Annotated in this window: 15 protein-coding genes; 8 read left to right on the top strand and 7 right to left on the bottom strand. The window is 41.9% G+C overall.

Going from position 1 to position 17,484, the window contains the following annotated elements; translation table 11 throughout:
* Positions 1 to 51 precede the first annotated feature (51 nt).
* From AC1F2U_RS10735 to AC1F2U_RS10710, 6 genes are all read left to right on the top strand, one after another.
* On the top strand, positions 52 to 267 hold the full coding sequence (locus AC1F2U_RS10735; protein WP_480261089.1) for a hypothetical protein: 216 nt from the start codon (positions 52 to 54) through the stop codon (positions 265 to 267).
* A 2-nt stretch (positions 268 to 269) separates the two neighbouring features.
* Positions 270 to 467, top strand: coding sequence for a PIN domain-containing protein (locus AC1F2U_RS10730; RefSeq protein WP_480261088.1), 198 nt, complete (start codon positions 270 to 272; stop codon positions 465 to 467).
* A 195-nt stretch (positions 468 to 662) separates the two neighbouring features.
* Positions 663 to 3,653 carry a UPF0182 family protein gene (locus tag AC1F2U_RS10725; protein WP_480261087.1) on the top strand — a complete coding sequence of 997 codons (2,991 nt, stop codon included), beginning with the start codon at positions 663 to 665 and terminating at the stop codon, positions 3,651 to 3,653.
* Between the two features lie 1,151 nt (positions 3,654 to 4,804).
* Positions 4,805 to 6,529, top strand: coding sequence for a precorrin-3B C(17)-methyltransferase (cobJ, locus tag AC1F2U_RS10720; RefSeq protein WP_480261113.1), 1,725 nt, complete (start codon positions 4,805 to 4,807; stop codon positions 6,527 to 6,529).
* A 76-nt stretch (positions 6,530 to 6,605) separates the two neighbouring features.
* A complete protein-coding gene (locus AC1F2U_RS10715; protein ID WP_480261086.1) occupies positions 6,606 to 6,785 on the top strand; it encodes a hypothetical protein in 180 nt (59 codons plus the stop codon).
* A gap of 538 nt (positions 6,786 to 7,323) precedes the next feature.
* A complete protein-coding gene (locus AC1F2U_RS10710; protein ID WP_480261085.1) occupies positions 7,324 to 8,370 on the top strand; it encodes a glycosyltransferase family 2 protein in 1,047 nt (348 codons plus the stop codon).
* A gap of 266 nt (positions 8,371 to 8,636) precedes the next feature.
* On the opposite strand, the gene AC1F2U_RS10705 is transcribed toward AC1F2U_RS10710, so the two are convergent.
* Positions 8,637 to 8,999 (bottom strand): ribosomal maturation YjgA family protein, encoded by a 363-nt coding sequence (locus tag AC1F2U_RS10705; RefSeq protein WP_480261084.1) that lies wholly within the window; start codon positions 8,997 to 8,999, stop codon positions 8,637 to 8,639.
* Between the two features lie 827 nt (positions 9,000 to 9,826).
* Here AC1F2U_RS10705 and AC1F2U_RS10700 point away from each other — a divergent pair.
* The gene (locus AC1F2U_RS10700) at positions 9,827 to 10,183 is read left to right on the top strand and encodes a hypothetical protein (RefSeq protein ID WP_480261083.1); all 357 of its coding nucleotides are present in this window, start codon (positions 9,827 to 9,829) and stop codon (positions 10,181 to 10,183) included.
* Positions 10,184 to 10,374: 191 nt separating this feature from the next.
* Here AC1F2U_RS10700 and AC1F2U_RS10695 read toward each other — a convergent pair whose 3' ends face one another.
* The 3 genes from AC1F2U_RS10695 to AC1F2U_RS10685 form a co-directional block, all read right to left on the bottom strand.
* A complete protein-coding gene (locus AC1F2U_RS10695) occupies positions 10,375 to 10,722 on the bottom strand; it encodes a cupin domain-containing protein (protein WP_292867633.1) in 348 nt (115 codons plus the stop codon).
* Positions 10,719 to 13,613, bottom strand: a complete 2,895-nt coding sequence (locus AC1F2U_RS10690) for a glycerol-3-phosphate acyltransferase (RefSeq protein ID WP_480261082.1) — start codon at positions 13,611 to 13,613, stop codon at positions 10,719 to 10,721. Before AC1F2U_RS10690 ends, AC1F2U_RS10695 begins: the two co-directional genes overlap by 4 nt.
* 169 nt (positions 13,614 to 13,782) lie before the next feature.
* On the bottom strand, positions 13,783 to 13,923 hold the full coding sequence (locus AC1F2U_RS10685) for a hypothetical protein (RefSeq protein WP_190240958.1): 141 nt from the start codon (positions 13,921 to 13,923) through the stop codon (positions 13,783 to 13,785).
* A gap of 270 nt (positions 13,924 to 14,193) precedes the next feature.
* Between AC1F2U_RS10685 and AC1F2U_RS10680 the strand changes: the two genes are divergently transcribed.
* Positions 14,194 to 15,159, top strand: coding sequence for an SGNH/GDSL hydrolase family protein (locus AC1F2U_RS10680; RefSeq protein WP_480261081.1), 966 nt, complete (start codon positions 14,194 to 14,196; stop codon positions 15,157 to 15,159).
* A 10-nt stretch (positions 15,160 to 15,169) separates the two neighbouring features.
* On the opposite strand, the gene AC1F2U_RS10675 is transcribed toward AC1F2U_RS10680, so the two are convergent.
* The 3 genes from AC1F2U_RS10675 to AC1F2U_RS10665 are packed head-to-tail and all read right to left on the bottom strand — an operon-like array spanning position 15,170 to position 17,315.
* Positions 15,170 to 16,195: a lysophospholipid acyltransferase family protein gene (locus tag AC1F2U_RS10675; RefSeq protein ID WP_480261080.1), complete on the bottom strand. Its 1,026-nt coding sequence runs from the start codon at positions 16,193 to 16,195 to the stop codon at positions 15,170 to 15,172.
* Positions 16,140 to 16,763: a class I SAM-dependent methyltransferase gene (locus AC1F2U_RS10670; RefSeq protein ID WP_480261079.1), complete on the bottom strand. Its 624-nt coding sequence runs from the start codon at positions 16,761 to 16,763 to the stop codon at positions 16,140 to 16,142. The genes AC1F2U_RS10675 and AC1F2U_RS10670 overlap by 56 nt, the downstream gene beginning before the upstream one ends.
* Before the next feature lie 6 nt (positions 16,764 to 16,769).
* Entirely contained in the window at positions 16,770 to 17,315 is a 546-nt protein-coding gene (locus AC1F2U_RS10665; protein WP_480261078.1) for an anthrone oxygenase family protein, read from the bottom strand.
* Between the last annotated feature and the right edge of the window lie 169 nt (positions 17,316 to 17,484).

The raw sequence follows: 17,484 nt of genomic DNA, 5'->3' as shown, positions 1-17,484 counted from the left end.
ACGCGTTCTGATTTATAAATACTACTAGAATTTCGATAGGAGGTAAAAACAATGCTACGAACTATTGAAGGAATTTATAAAAACGGCAAAATCGAACTAGCTGAAAAACCACAAGATATTACTGAAAGCAAAGTCTTTGTTACTTTCTTAGAAACAAAACCCATGACTTGGCCAGAAACTATTATGCAACATCAAGGTGTAGTAGAAAGTATTATTTTTGAGTCCTACCGAGACGAACTGCTACCACCTAATGAAATCGAGTTTTAATCATGGGTTATTTACTCGATACCTGCGTAATTAGTGATTTTGTCAAGGGAGAAAAAAATACTCTCAAGTTATTAAAGTCTACTATTCCCAGAGATATTTTTATTTCTTCCTTAACAGTAATGGAGGTTAAGTACGGATTAGCAATTAATCCTCAAGATGCCTTAAAAATCCAATCATTGATTGAAGCATTGTTAGGTTAGATTACAATTTTACCTTTTAGTGTGGAAGAAGCAGAACGAACTGCCAAAATTAGAAGTATTTTGAAAACAGCGGGTACTCCTATCGGTTCTTATGATGTATCGATCGCAGCAACATGTAACATCTAATGTTCGAGAATTTCAAAGAGTAAACGGCTTGCAAATAGAGAATTGGCGTTCTTCTTAAATTACATATCAATGTATCGGAAATGGGGCTTTAGGCTATTAATCGGATTTTTGGGGCTGTGGCTACTGTTGGATCTGGGTTCCCGTCTGGGAGCAGAAATTTTTTGGTTTCGGGAAGTCGGGTATCTCCAAGTATTTTTGTTGAGGCTGCTGACTCGTGGTATTTTGTGGATAGTCGTGGCTGGGATAACTGCTGCCTATCTACTGCTAAATCTGGCTTTAGCACAACGGCTAAAATATTCCCAGTCTCTAAAGATTGAGCAAGCAGAACTCAACAGTGAATTAACAAATTTTCTCAGTCCTAATTATCCAAGACGCAACGAAACCCGGATACTTGGGTCGCAACGCCCTCAAGCATTAAAATTGCGCTGGTTATTATCCTTAACTCTGATATTGAGCTTGTTGATTGGGTTAATGCTGGCTCACTATGGTCAAATTGCTCTTTTCTATTGGCATTCTCCAGTTAATCAGGCTATTCTACCCGTTCCCGCCCTATTTCGACCGGAGACAATCTGGCAACTTTTGAAGCAGATTGTCTCTCAAGTCTGGTATCTCGGTTTAATTGGGGGAGTAGCGATCGCCATCTTAATCTATCCCCAATTTTTACTCACTGCGATCGCAATTCTCTCCAGTCCCATTTTTGCCTTCATCATATTCCGACACTGGCCAAAGGTGCTGCAATATTTGCACCCTACCCTTTTCAACAGCACTGAGCCTTTATTTGGTCGAGATATCAGCTTTTACGTATTTTCCTTACCCTTTTGGGAACTGCTAGAACTCTGGCTGATGGGATTATGTTTGTATGGCTTCGTCGCCGTTACCCTCACTTATCTCTTATCGGCTGACAGTTTGAGTCAAGGAATTTTCCCCGGTTTTTCGCCCCAGCAACAGCGTCATTTATTCGGTATGGGTGGCTTGTTGATGCTGGTAGTAGCTTTGAGTTATGGGCTGAGTCGCTATGAACTCGTGTATTCTAGCCGTGGAGTGAGTTATGGTGCTAGCTATACCGATGTGACAGCCCAGTTGCCAGCTTACACCGTTTTGTGCATTGTGGCAGTAGCGATCGCCTTTTACCTACTTTGGCGAACGTTTTTCTGGAAACCCAAATCTCAGTATCGTCACTTTGTCTTTTACGGGTTAGGGGTTTATCTAGTACTAGTTGTAGCTGCTGATGTTGTTTTACCTACTGTGGTGCAATATTTAATTGTCCAACCTAATGAGTTGCAACGAGAGCAACCCTACATTCAGCGGACTATTGCCTTAACTCGTCAAGCATTCGATTTAGAGGCGATCGATTCTAGAAGCTTCAACCCGCAAGGAACACTGACTGAAGCTGATATTCAAAAGAATGACTTGACAATTCGCAATATTCGCCTGTGGGATGAGCGACCACTATTACAAACTAACCGTCAACTGCAACAAATTCGACCGTATTATCGGTTTCCCGATGCCGATATCGATCGATATACTCTCAAAACAGATATAACTTCCCGCCGACCCTCTGCGCCGCCAAAGCCGCCACCTAAGCAGGAAGCAGTTGAATCAACAGAACGGCGGCAGGTACTGATTGCCGCACGAGAATTAGATTACAGTGCCGTACCACAGGAAGCTCAAACATGGGTTAATCGCCATTTAATTTATACCCACGGTTTTGGGTTTACTGTTAGTCCAGTTAATACAGTTGGGCCGGGTGGGCTACCAGAATATTTTGTTAAAGATATTAGCGGTAATAGTAGCGCTCTCACAACTTCTAATGAAGCCGTTCGTCAAAGTATTCCGATTGGACAACCCCGGATTTATTACGGTGAGATTACTAATACTTATGTAATGACTAGTACAAGAGTTAGAGAGCTAGACTATCCTAGCGGTAGTGATAATGTTTACAACTCTTACGAGGGTCTAGGTGGTGTTGAAATCGGTTCAGTATGGCGACGGTGGCTATTTGCGATGTATTTGAAAGATTGGCAGATGGTGCTGACGCGGGACTTTTTGCCAGATACAAGAGTGCTACTGCGACGAAATGTCAAGGAAAGAATTCAAGCGATCGCACCTTTCCTGAAATTTGACAGCGACCCCTATTTAGTTGCTGCTGCTGCTAATCAAGATTTTCCAAGTAATCCCAGTTATCTTTACTGGATTGTTGATGCTTACACAACGAGCGATCGCTATCCCTACTCAGATACTGGTAGCGATGGTATCAATTACATTCGCAATTCTATCAAAGTAGTGATTGATGCCTATCACGGCACTGTGAAGTTTTACATTGCCGATCGGAGCGATCCGATTATTGCCACTTGGTCAGCGATATTTCCCAATATGTTCAAACCGCTCAGTACAATGCCAGTCAATCTCCGCAGTCATACTCGGTATCCGGTGGACTTTTTCAAAATTCAATCTGAGCGGTTGATGACTTACCACATGACCGACCCCCAAGTATTTTACAATCGGGAAGACCAGTGGCAGATTCCTAATGAAATTTATGGCAGTGAACCCCGTCCGGTAGAGCCGTATTATTTGATTACTAGTTTACCCACCGTAGACTTTGAAGAATTTCTTCTGTTTTTACCCTACACTCCCAGACAGCGGACTAATTTAATCGCTTGGTTAGCGGCGCGATCGGATGGCAAAAACTACGGTAAGTTGGTGTTATATGTCTTTCCTAAAGAACGCCTGATTTACGGAACAGAGCAAATCGAGGCGCGGATTAACCAAGACCCAGTAATTTCTCAGCAAATTTCCTTGTGGAATCGCCAGGGTTCGAGAGCGATTCAAGGCAATCTACTAGTAATTCCCATTCAGCAATCGCTGCTGTATGTCGAGCCAATCTATCTAGAAGCCACACAGAATAGTCTGCCAACCTTAGTACGGGTAGTAGTTGCTTACGAAAACCGGATTGTCATGGCGCAAACCTTAGAACAGGCATTGCAGGGAATCTTTAAACCAGAAGTTACACCAGCGCCGGCGATTATCCGTCCCTTTGAAGAAGCAGTCCCACCAGGTTAAGTAGGGGTGCAAGGCCTTGCGCCCCTACAAATCTATAAATAATTTGGGATAATTTATTTTTTAGAAGTCCCTAAAAAGCTACATATCAGGCGAAAGTGAGCAATCGCCGTTAGAGGATGTTTGAAAAGTTCTCTTCTTGGTAGCAAAACGTTTTAGATCCCCCTAAATCCCCCTTAAAAAGGGGGACTTTGATTCCGGTTCCCCCCTTTTTAAGGGGGGTTAGGGGGGATCAATAAGTGCCTAAAATCACAGCGAAACACTTTTCAAACAACCTCTTAACATTTATTGCAATAGACATAGTTCTTGAATTTATCCAATTAAGTTGCGGATTATCAAATATTAGATTTTTTTGCATCTCTTGATTGATGCGATCGCAACCAATGGTTATCGCTGGAGATTGCTACGTAATTTTTCATTGAGTGCAAGAGCCGACTGAAAGTATAAAAGTTTTTCGCAGTTTTTGCAATTGCCCCGGAAAGCTAGATTATTAATATAAAAGGAGTTAAAAAAAGCGCATTTTTTAACTCTATGTTACCTATTTTATTTCAGTTTTTCTATCTGGAAATTTTCCTTTCAAAATTGCACTGACTTTTTTACATACCCCTAAACTCCTTTTCCCAAGCGGCACATAAGATTCAAATTACCGTGTAATAACCTGATAATCAAGAGGTGATAGAAAACATCCTACTTTTCCTACTTTTCCTACCTTCTTACTTTTTATCTATAGAACCCATTTGGGATCTTTGATAACGAGCTAAGATTAGAAATAAATGCCGTACTCCAGCAGCTTAGAGGATTGCAACTTAGATTTGAATTGATTGACCCAATCGTTGTAACTGGTTGAGTCAAGAGTCTCAAACCCGAAGAGCATAATTTATAAAAGCTTCATCAATTAAATTAACAAACGCTTTACCAATAGCTTGGTTGTGAAGTTAAATTTTAAAACCTAACATGGGATAAACCCAAAATAGGTTTTTAACAGCTATTATTGAAGACAGCACGCGCGTAGGTGTTGGCATAACCTCTCCAAGAGTTGCCCGTCGTAGACATGACACTCTCAGTTCTCCAAGCTTGTAAATATGAAGTCGCTGTATGTCTAAATCTGTGGTTTCATTTTAAGGATATCAAATTTTGCAAGATATCTATTTATGATGATGAATGTTGCACCTGCCATTGTAATACTGGGTCAAAATAGCGTGACAGTAGCACGCAAAATAATCAGCGTCTTACCAGGGGCAACACTATACGGTTTAGAGGGTCGCACATCGGAAGTTGATGTCAGCTTCACGAATTTTGGCGAGATGCTCCGCGAGTTATTTGTCCAGGGAAGGCCGTTGATTGGTATTTGTGCTGCCGGCATTTTAATTAGGACGTTAGCTCCCTTAATCTCGGATAAACGACAGGAACCACCAGTGCTAGCTGTGGCTGAAGATGGTAGCGCTGTTGTCCCTCTCTTGGGCGGACTTGGTGGAGTCAACGATTTGGCTCGCCGCATTGCTGAAGCGCTGGATGTCAAAGCTGCAATTACAACCACAGGCGATTTACGTTTGGGTACAACGTTGTTATCTCCTCCTCCTGGATACCACTTGGCAAACCCAGACGATGCGAAGAAATTTATCTCAGATGTGCTAGCTGGGGCGCAAGTTAATCTCGAAGGAATAGCGCCTTGGTTAAGTGATAGTAAATTACCAATAGATCCCAAGGGAGATTTGACCATCCAAGTTACAGAACGTTTGGTGACTCCTACAGCCAACTGTCTTGTCTATCATCCAGCAACGATCGCGATCGCAATTAGTGGCATGATTGATGATGCAGTAGCTTTAGTACAACAGCTACTAGCTGATGCCAAACTAGAAACAGCATCGGTTGCCGGGATATTTGTACCGATCGCCGCCGCAGCCGATCCCGCAATCCACGCGGTAGCTAGCGCCTTAAAAGTGCCCGCCCGCTTTTTCACCCCAAATCAGCTAGAAAGTCTACTTTCACAAGGTTATAGCCACGCCCAAGCCGCAGCGATCGCCGCCACAGGTACATCCCCTTTATCTTCCCCTTCTCCTAACATTGCGATCGCTATTGCTCCTCAAGTGATTGACCCCAATACCATCGGTCAGCCACGCGGACGGTTAGCGGTTATTGGTACGGGCCCTGGTGGTTCGCTGTGGATGTCTCCCGAAGTGAAAGAGATACTCAAGTCGGCAACCGACCTAGTGGGTTATAAAACTTATTTAGATTTAATTGGTTCTCTGGCTGATGGCAAGCAACGGCATGAGTCTGACAACCGCGAAGAAGAAGCACGAGCAAAGATGGCCCTTGATTTGGCTGCATCTGGGCGATATGTAGCTGTAGTTTCATCTGGCGATCCCGGTATCTATGCAATGGCAGCAGCGGTTTTTGAGGTATGCGATCGCTATGCTAAACCAGAATGGGACAGTATCGACATTCATGTGGCCCCAGGCATCTCTGCAATGCAGGCAGCCGCCGCAGCCATTGGTGCGCCTCTTGGACATGATTTCTGTGCTATTTCTCTCTCTGATATCTTGAAACCTTGGTCTGCGATCGCACAACGAATTGCGGCGGCTGCTGAGGCTGATTTCGTCATTGCTTTTTACAATCCTGTTTCCAAAGAGCGTACCTGGCAACTAGCAGAAGCAAGAAATATTTTGCTGCGACATCGAACACCAGATACACCAGTAGTATTGGCTCGGAATCTCGGTCGGCCAGGACAAACGGTAAAAGCGATCGCACTTGAGCAGTTAACGCCAGCAAGTGCTGATATGCGGACAATTATTCTCGTTGGTTCCACAAAAACCCGAACTATCAAGCGCCCTGATGGTAATATCTGGGTTTATACGCCGCGTCGCTATACCGAATATTAGGCACGATTGGCGTTGTCACCGAAGAGAGCAAAAAAGGCAAGATAAGCACTTTTTTAAAGTACTCAAAGATGAAGGGATGGGATTTTGCATTTTCTGTAATGCCGCGATCGCTACCCTTTATGCTTTAGAAATAGGACAAATCAAGCGAGTTGGAATTCTTGAGTGTGATGTACATCACAGTAATGCAACACAAGCAGCCGTGGAAAATATGCCCAACATTAGTTTTTGTTTAATTCATCAATTACCAGGTTATTAACACACAGGAAAATCTGAGGAACATGCATATAAGTTCCCAAAAGCCTGCAACAGCAACTGATACATCGTCAAAATTTTTAATTTTCACAACAGCAGTCACAGTTGTGTTACGATACAACTCGTGTATGTAGTTCATTCAAATAAAAATCCCAATAGATTTCACCTACCTGCAATGTAAATGAGTAAAAATGATTGGTTATGACGCTATGAAAAAATAAATTATTCTCAAACAGAATACATTTGTCAAGAGTCAGAATTTATTCTGAATTATGTACAATTAGCGGATGAATCATCAGGTTTAAGAACCTCACAAAACAAGAAAATTTGGTGATGCAAGAATTCATTAGTGGGTCTAAATCCCCGATTGAGAACGAAGCTCCTTCTCTACCAAAGGCTTCTCTTTCAGAGACGCTAACGCGAACGCCAAGGAATTCTTAAGTGTCTTGATTATGACTTCTGAATTTTTACTTCAACACATTTTCTTTGGAATTTTAAGATTGTGATCTAAGCATATAACAATTAGTCAGGAGTTTAGTTTCATGAATCCTAAAGTCTCTGTAATTATCCCTGCCTACAACACTGAAGTTTATATTAAGAAGGCAATAAAGTCAGTCTTAAATCAAACACTCACTGAGCTTGAAGTTATCGTTGTCGATGATGGTTCAACTGATAAAACTGTAGAAGTTGCAAAGAGTTTTACCGATCCACGTCTCAAAGTGATAGTTAATCCACAAAACCTTGGAGTTTCTGCTGCACGTAATCTTGCTATCAAAGCAGCCCAAGGAGAATGGATTGCTGTTCTTGATTCAGATGACTGGTATGCTCATGAAAGATTAGAAAAGCTTGTGTTGCTGGCAGAACAAGCAAATGCAGATATGATTGCAGATGATGTTTATTTTATCAAAGATGGTGCAACATCTCCTTGGAGTACCTTGATTCAAGAAAGTGGAGAACATATAGATAAAATTCTCCAAATTGATATTGTTCATTTCGTAGAGACTGATGTCTATGGAAAAGCAGGGCTGCATCTTGGTTTAAGTAAGCCTATGTTCAAACGAGAATTTTTGGTTAAACACAGCATTGAGTACGATGAAACCCTAAGTATAGCTGAGGACTTTTGGCTTGACATGAAATGCTTAATTAATGGCGCTCGCTTTTTTCTAGTGCCAGAAGCCTATTATTTCTACCGTTCGCGCTCTTTTTCTCTTGTACGTGAAAGCCCATTTAAACGTCTAAATCAATCTTGCATAGCTACTTCTTCTTTCATGCAGCAAAAAGCTGTGAAAAAAAATCCAGCTTTAATGCGTGCTCTATCTTATAATATTACAGTTTACAACAGAACTTTAGCTTACTATCAAGTTTCATTCTCTATTAAAGAAGGAAAATGGTTATTAGCATTGAGAGAACTCAGGAAAAATCCGAGCTTTTTTTATGATTTTATTTTTAAATTTAACGATATTATCAAACGTAGATTTCAATACTATGTGATGGGTAATAAACTAGTTTTTGAAATGCCTTATAATATCCAGATAAAAGGAAGAAAACCAATGCATCCCAGTTTTTATTCTCCCAGCAACAATAAATAATTAAGACCAAAAGATTGTCACAGAAATATGAGGTAAGGGAGTAATTGGACAACCCTGTGACTGGAAAGGTTATAAAGCTGTACGTCTTCACAACTAGGCTGCGATCGCAGCCTCATTCCAAAAAAATAATCTTGTAGTCAATTGGGTTAACAGCCAAATCATAGCTCCTATACTGACCTGTATTGGAGATGGATATGATTGAATTTAGAATATTATTCGTGAATTTACTCTCCATATTGAACGCCGCGAAATACTCGAACGAGTAATCATGTTCTATTTTCCAACCATAGGACTGTTATGATACCTATTGCATAAGCAATAATATCTTTCCAATCAAATACACTTCCCAACGCAACAGCCAGAATCTTGTATTTTTGTAATCCTAAATTATTTACAAAATTAAAATATTGCAGAATCTCGATTGCACAAGAAAAGGCAAAAACTGATAAAGCGACGATGGATGAATGTATATTCCAAAAAGCTTTGACAAAACAATAAATTAATATAACTACTAAAGCATCACCGATAAAAGGACGAAGAAAACTATCATTTATAAAAACAGCAATACATACCTCTATTAAAAATAGTAAAAGTGTAAGGTAAAAATATTTTTTATTGAAGATAAACATGGCAATCAATAGCGCTCAAAAAATACTTAGCTTGACTATCAACCTCTTTAATTTTTGATAGACTCTGTTGAAAATTCTATTATTACTGAGTAGGTTTACAAATGACAATGGCAGATAAAATTCTTTGTATAACAATAAACTTCTCTGTTTTGCCTTCCTTTTAGCAACTTCTGCTTTAACACTTTTGTGTTATGCGCAGCCTGTAGCAACTTCCGTCTTCCCTGTAAGAGCTTCTGTCTTCACGTTTCCGTGTTTCGCGCAGCCTGTAGCAACTTCCGTCTTCCCTGTAAAAGCTTCCGTCTTCACGTTTCCGTGTTTCGCGCAGCCTGTAGCAACTTCCGTCTTCTCTGTAAAAGCTTCTGCTTTCACGTTTCCGTGTTATGCGCAACCTGTAGCAACTTCTGCTTTCACGTTTCCGTGTTTCGCGCAGCCTGTAGCAACTTCTGCTTTCACGTTATCAGAAACAGACTTGCGTTGTATGACAATACGGTTCAATGAAGGGTTATTGGTGTAGATAATTGCGGACTTCCAGAAAAGAAATTATCCAATTTACTCAGATAATATTCTTCTTGCTCCCCCTGCTCCCTGCTTGGTTGTTGAGCGACTTGCCCTGACTTGTACTGAGCGTAGTCGAAGTGCAGCCTCTCGTAGAGAAGGGAGTCGAAACACTGCCTACAATTTTTGAGTTGGAAGTCCCTTAGTCTTTCAAGACGCAATAAATCGCATCTCTACATTTGGATTTTCGGCTATTCCTGATAGACATTTACTTGCACTGTAAGATTTAATCGGATAATCTGAGCAATCAAGATTGTTTTTCAAGAAAACCAATGAACAAATTCATACTGAGTTTGCTTTCTTCTCCAGTGCTAATTAGCTCTCTTCTCTCTATGGGAGTAATGCTAAATCACGCACAAGCTATGGAGCCAGAACCAGGAGCCAAAACCACAGATCGTCTATCTTGTATACGCAATAAACATAAAGTGGGTTTAGTATGTGCCAGGGCTTCTGTATTGGCTCAAATTCCTAATTATCAGCGTGAAATAGAGTTTTCTCAAGAAGATGCTCCCATGCTGGAGTTCAATGATGAAGAAAGCAATGTGGCAATCGACTTATTTGGCTGTGATTGTCCTGCTTGTATAAATTCTTTGCGTCAGATGCGCAACGCGACACCCTTGGTATATTAGTAAACCATCGATCTTTGAAGACGCGATAAATCGCGTCTCTACATCAGGATTTTGGTTTGATTTGAACTGTATTGATTTATAAACAACATCCGCAAATTTTTCTAAGGACATAACATTGTTATGCTCCCAGTGCGTGTTTTATTCAAAATCAAACTAACCTCAATTGCTAGTTAACGATCCTAACTGAATGATTAGCTCGATTTTTCGACTCGCAAACCAAAGTATGTCAAAACCAGCTCAGTTGAGCCACTATTGACAACTTCGTGTACTTCTCCCGGTTCGATGGCTACGCAGTTTCCCGGAAGCAAGGGATATTCTGTACCATCAATGTGAATTACTCCTGAACCAGCTTCTACAAAGAATACCTCGCACATATCTTGATGCGCGTGTGCTGGTGCGGTTTGTCCAGGAGCAAAACGTGCTTGAGAAAAGTTAGTTAGGTGAGGTAAATCGCCGAAGCGTAACATCACCTTTTTCTTGATTTCGGCATTGTGAGAAACCGATTCTTCAGGCAAGTCTTTCAGAGAAGTGGTAATCATTCTGGTCTTAAATCATTAGATAATTCCACAATACCCCTAGACCCATCAATCCTGACTCGTTGACCATCTTGCAGAAGCCATGTAGCACCGCGAACATCCATCACGGCAGGAATTCCATACTCACGAGCAACGATCGCACCGTGAGAAAGTCTTCCTCCAGCTTCGGCAATTAATCCTCCAGCCCTTAATAATAATGGTGCCCAGCCGGAATCTGTATAAGGTACTACCAGAATCGTATCTCGATCGACTTCTGGAATGTCTTGTAAATTTCGCAACACTTTCACTCTACCTTCGGCTTGCCCATGACTGGCTCCAATACCTTGTAAAATTTGGTCAGAGTAGAGTTCGGAGGGAGCTAAGGGGTGAGGAGGTGTATTGCCGTAGACTAAAACAGGTATTTGAATAATTTCGCTATCTTGCAGAAATTGCGATCGCCTAAATTCGACTAACTCATCTAACTGCTCAATTAAGCTGGAATCTTCATCTCCAATTAGACGCCGCACTTCATCAAAGTTGAGAAAAAAGATATCGCCTGTTTTCTTGAGTAAACCAGACTTTAACCAAATCTTCTCTAAAGCCACAAAACTCCAACGCAATTCAGCCAAAAGTCGGGAATAAACTTCGGTGACTCGTCCTTTGATATCCACGCGCCGTTGCACAAAAGAGCGTTTGCGTCTACCAGCAAAGATACTATTAATCGCATCTTTAGCACCTGCTTGTGGTTCGTTCCCCTGCATTAGCTGTACAAACATCTGCTGAATCATCTGGGGGTTTTCCCGCCAAGTGGGAACGGAGATATCGGTTCCTACTTCACTTAAGTAGCCGTAATCTTGCAGCAATTCGTTAAATGCTTGGAGGATCTTCTCTCCTTCGGGGGTTTGCTTTAATTGTTCAAATACTTGCTGTGGCTCAAACTCAACCAATACCTGCTTGGCATCTGTAGCGATCGCACTGAGCGATCGCAATGCCGCTACCTCTGGGGTGACGCTATGATCGATTTGCTTATCCTTTACCCGAAAAATCGCCTGTCTTAGGGCAGCACTTAAAGGAGCTAAAATGCTGTAATACGTTCCATGACGCAGTAACTCCAGAATAAAATCAATTCTTGCCAACAGCTTCGGTGGTTCCAAGCTATCTACATCTTCCTGCGTCAACTGCGACAACCCAGGAATGAACCGTTTGTGATAATCTTCCTTGAAGTCCTTTTCTAAACTGAATTCTCGCTTCAGCAACTTCCCTAGTCCTGGCAAATTTTCCCAAGTTGACTGCAAGGAGGGCTTACTTAATTTAGCTCCTCTGGTTAAAAATTCCAGACTTTCCGGCGGCAATCCCATACGGAGAAAAATATCTCCTAAGAGGGAAGCATTAAAGTAAGCTCTTGAATAATGCAGAGTTGCTGTTTTCGTGAAATCTAACCCCAAGGCGCGATCGCCTAAAACTAAAGTAAAAAATTCTCCCCAAACTCCACAAGTTAAGGGACGATTAATTGACCATGTTAAGGGGTGAATTACTCCGGGAATCACTTCAGCAGCGATTTTGCGCGTCCAGATAGGCAACAGAGTAACGATCGGTCGAGATTGCAACACCCAAAGCGTTTGACCATCATAACTCCACTCGATATCTTGAGGAGTGCCATGATAACGTTTTTCGAGTCGGTAAGCTAAGTATGCAACTTGCTTAATTAATGATTGTGGGACTCGTCCTTGACCCTCTAATTGTACAGAGTAAGAATTTTCTGTTTCAACGACAAAAGCGCGATATTGTTCTGGTGTGACTCTTCCCGAAACGACTTGCGTCGGGCTACCTGGAAGGGCTTCAATCACGATCGCATCGCCTTGCTGGGTAATGGGATCGCGACTGAAAGCAACGCCAGAATACACACTCTGGACTTGTTGCTGAATCAACACAGCCATTGCTGTATCATTTAAGCCGCGATCGCGCCGATATTGGATAGCAGATGGATGATTGTAGGAAGCTTGAACTTGAGCGATCGCTGACTGTAATGCCTCTGGACTAGTAACATTTAGAATTGTTTCATACTGTCCAGCAGCAGAAGCGTGTTCTGAGTCTTCTCCAATAGCGGAGGAACGCACCACCAAGGGAGATAATTCTGATGGTTGGAGAAATTCTGTTAACCCTTCTGGATCGTCGATAGGTGCTAGTACCCATCCCTTCGGCACTGGATAGCCCCAGCGTTTAATTTGAGATAATGTTGCCGCCTTTTCTCCGACTATGGCAGCATTCAACTCTTCATCTAGAGAAACCATTGTGCGCTCGCCGCGTAAAAATTCCAACATCGCTTGCGATTCTGTTTGTGCCTCTTGGGCTGGCAGTTTCATATCATCAGGAATTTTGGTGTAAATCCAGCCCATTAAACTAGCTAAGGCCACAGCAGCAAGTATTCTGGGAATATCGCTAAAGTGCAGAAGTGCCACAAACAAAGGAAAAAGCAGCAAAACCACAAATTTGACTATCTTTCTTGATTGCAGAATTGTAAAAGCTATACCTGCAAAGAAAGATACAAATATCGCAACCAGTGGATCGTGTACGACAAATCCCCAGACAACATTTGTCGTACCTGCTCCTCTGCCTATCCAGTATCTACCGATTACCAGAGCGATTAGGGCAACCAATTCCCAAGACGATCCATCTGCGAAGAAAATGCGGCTGAGTAAGACTGCCGCAACTCCTTTAAAAGCTTCTGACAAGACTGCCAAAATTCCGACAATTTTACCGCCATGATAAAAGGCAGCTGATACACTAATGTTTCCTGTACCAACTTGTGATAACTGCTTCCGTTTGAGGGCGTAAGTTATCCATGCAATCAGGGGTAATCCGCCCAAAAGGGGGCAGATAATTAAAATAACGAAAATACCCCAAGGTTCAAACATTCTGGATTTTGGATTTTAGATTTAAATTTTCCATCTAAAACCTCAAATCTAAAATTTTGCTGAAATTTTTGATGGTTATTAGGGGAGTTTTATTTATTAGTTGCTAAATGGACACCTGGCTAAAACGGAAACCGTTTAAGACAAGTGTCCTTCTAGACTACTAATGGTTTTAGTTTAGCGCATAGGCAGCTTGCAGCGCCCAGATTACGAGAGCAGCGATCGATCCCAGAAGCAACACGGTAGAGATAGTGACTACTTTTGGGGAATCTGCCCCCTTAAATTTCATAATTCCGCGATTTAAGTCGGACACAGCTTTGTAATCCTCTGTTGTTGGAGCATGAAATATTTGTCCGTTTTGATTGTAGTCCTTCTATTTGCGGATGACGTTAAATTCACTTTAAAAATTTAGAAGTGAGTAGTGGGAGGAAGCAGGGGAGCAGGGGAGCAGAGGAGCAGGGGAGAACTTGCAGTAAGTTTTTCCCCTCTGCCCCTCCGCCCCTCTGCCCCTCTGCCTCTTATGCCCAATCCCCAATCCCCCAGTATCATTGAAAAGCAACTCAGTATAAGAGGGTGTGAGTAGGTGAGAATAGCACTGAGCGTAATTTTGGCGGTGGTTGTGGGATTGTTTTTGGCGATCGAGATTGGACTGCGATCGCTCTTTGGTTTTGGTAATCCCCTGATTTATATTGGCGATGAGCAGATTGGTTATTTGTTGGCTCCTAACCAACGTACCCGTCGTTTTGGGAATCGCATTGAAATTAATGAATATTCTATGCGAGGTAGTCCGATAAAAAAGATACCTGCACCTTCTGGACTGCGAATTCTCCTCTTAGGTGATTCTATTGCTAATGGTGGCTGGTGGACAGATCAAACTAATACAATATCTAGTTTGATGATGCGTTCTCTAGCATCATCCACTAACAGTAATTACCAGGAAGTAGAAGTGCTAAATGCTTCAGCTAACTCTTGGGGGCCAAGAAATGAATTAGCTTATTTAGAGAAGTTTGGCAACTTTAACGCGCAAGCAGTGGTGTTATTAATTAATACCGATGATTTGTTTGCAACTCCTCCCACTTCTTTACCAGTCGGACGCGATCGCAATTATCCAGATCGTAAACCTCCTCTGGCATTAGTGGAAGTGTGGCAGCGTTATATCGTCAAGCAAAAGCCAATACCAGAACTGCAAGCCGTGCAAAATGAATCAGGCGATCGCGTGGGGATTAATCTGGAGGCGATCGCTAAAATTCAAGCCTTGACTTGCCAATCTAACAGCAAATTTCTGCTTGTGATGACTCCTTTACTACGAGAAATTGGTGAACCAGGCCCCCGCGATTACGAAATAAAAGCACGTCAGCGCTTGAGCGATTTTACCAAAGCACAGCAAATTAGCTATATAGACTTTTTACCGAATTTCAATTCAACTACCAAGCCGCAAAGTTTGTTTCACGACCACATTCACCTCAACTTGCAAGGTAATAAATTTGTCAGTGAAGTTATGGAGCGATCGCTTTTGGAAATACTGGGGGAGGCATCACTTCGTCACTAATATTCGTGTTTTAGCTAGATTTCTGAGTATCTCTAACCAAATTATTTAACTCTTGCTGCATTTGACTTTGGACTATTTCATAACAAGCATTCACATAGTTACGATCTCTAGCTGCATCTCGACCATATCTTTCAAAAGTAATTGGATGACAGACACGAGTGTGAATCTGCACAGGTAGAGGAATATTTGGCAGAGGGCCAATAGACAAGCCCCAAGGCAAACCTAAGTAAATTGGGAAAACTCCAGGGTCTATTTGATATAACCACGGCAATCCCCATTGATGCAATTGTTTGACGAAATCATAGCAATCACATAAGACTATCAAGCTATCATGAGCGCCTACCGAGATTACAGGAATAATCGGAACTTCTTGTTTTAAAGCTAGCTTGACAAAGCCCTGATGATCGGCAAAATGAATTTTATGGCGTTGGCTATGAGGACGAAACATATCATATTGTCCTCCAGGATATACCAGAACACTAGCACCTCGATCGAAAGCCGCGCTAGCCATTTTGGGATGTGCAATAATTGCTCCGAATTTCTGGGCTAATCCTGCTATTTCTGGACTCACTTTCCAAGCAGAAGGGTGCATTAGACCATACACCAAACGCTCGGTTCCAAATCTAGAAAACCAATCGTACATCATCATTATTAAATCTGGAGAAGCCATGCCCCCATTGTGAGAGCCAACCAGTAGTACTTTTCCTGTTGTTGGTATATGATGCCATCCATCAGTTTTTACTTGAAAGTAATAACGGTAAAACCATTCCCATACAGGCATCAGTAATTCAATAAATTGAGCATCTCGCTGTGTTAATGACTGATGAATCTTTTTTGATAATTCTGATGTTAAGCAATTGTCAGCGCTGACAGAAATATTCTCTACCTGTTTTGGAAATTCCATAATTAGTTGCCCATCTTCCATCACTCTTGCAAGTATCTCTGCAACTGCTCTAAATTTCAATGCACCAAAATTGTCTTTACTTTCTAAACAAGAACGATACAAGCCTTGGTGGTTTATTTTGATCTTTTTCATGCCACCACTCTTTGAAGTCCTCAAGCAGAAAGCCATGAACTTTCGCTGTGTTAAAAAAATCTGATAAATGATGCACAAATGCCGGAATTTCAAAATTCTCTTGCTGTCTTTGAAAATTAGCTTTTGTTCCTTGATATTGCTTGAATGGATGAAGCTCACAGATGAAAAAGTATCCTCCTTTGACTAAGACACGAGATGCTTCTGAAAATATCAAACTGAGGTCTTCGATGTGTTCTAAAACCAGATTACAAGTGACTAAATCGGCAGACTCATTATGACAAGTCCATTGCTTGGTAATGTCTTCTGTAATAAACGTCACATTAGCAGACCTCACTTTCTCTTTTGCCTTTTCGATCATCTGTGCTGAAAAATCGATCGCACAAACTTTCAGAGCAATTTGTGAAAGCAAAAGTGTATTTTTACCAGTGCCACAGCCAATTTCCACGACTGATTTACACTTCAAACCCATCAAGGTTTCTCTGGTGACGGTTTGATCCAGATCGCGCGTCAGATTTTCGTCAGCATCGTATGTGGCTGACCAATTATCGTATGCTGCTTGAATACTCATATAGCTTCATTTTGCCGAGCAAAAGGTATTATACCTATTCATCATTCCTATTTCACCGTGCGATCGCACAGTGCGATCGCACAGTCCGATCGTGAGTGCTGCCGCCAGTGCCGCTATTGTCCGAACGTGGTTCCAGAACGTCCAGTTGGTAAGATATCTAGCCCATAGGTTCGCGCCTTCAGTGCTATCCGGTTTGGCGATCGCTAATGCATCATTGAGCGGCACATTAAACGCGATCGTCACTAGAACCGTACCAATGAGATACAGGAGGCTACCGATAAGCAAATAGGCAGCACCAGGTTGATGCCACTTTAATACCGAGGAAACCGCTAGAAAAATGCAAGCCACAGCCGTTCCGAAGAGTGCCAACATGAACAACGGATTGATCGCGGTGATATTGATGGATTGCATGGCGATAATGCCCTCCTTTGGCTGGAGTCGTGCAAGGGCATTCATCACGAAAGTCGAGAAGGCAAAGAAGACGCCAGCCACCAATCCGCAGCCTAGTGCTGTGAACAGCGTCAAAGGAAAGCGTAAATTCTCAACTACCATAAAGCCTCCTGTTTATTACTGCCCGACGCCTTATTCGCAGATGGTCTTATATCATGTTTTTAATTAGTTAATTAAACCCGATGAATCCCAAAGACTTTGCTGGCAGGTGTGCAATGACTGTGGGAATCATAACTAATTATTTGGACATAATGTTATTTTATTTGCTGTT

Source organism: Nostoc sp. LEGE 12454, assembly GCF_056620565.1.
Note: the sequence above shows the minus strand (reverse complement) of the source record. Positions and strands in the feature narration are given on the sequence as shown.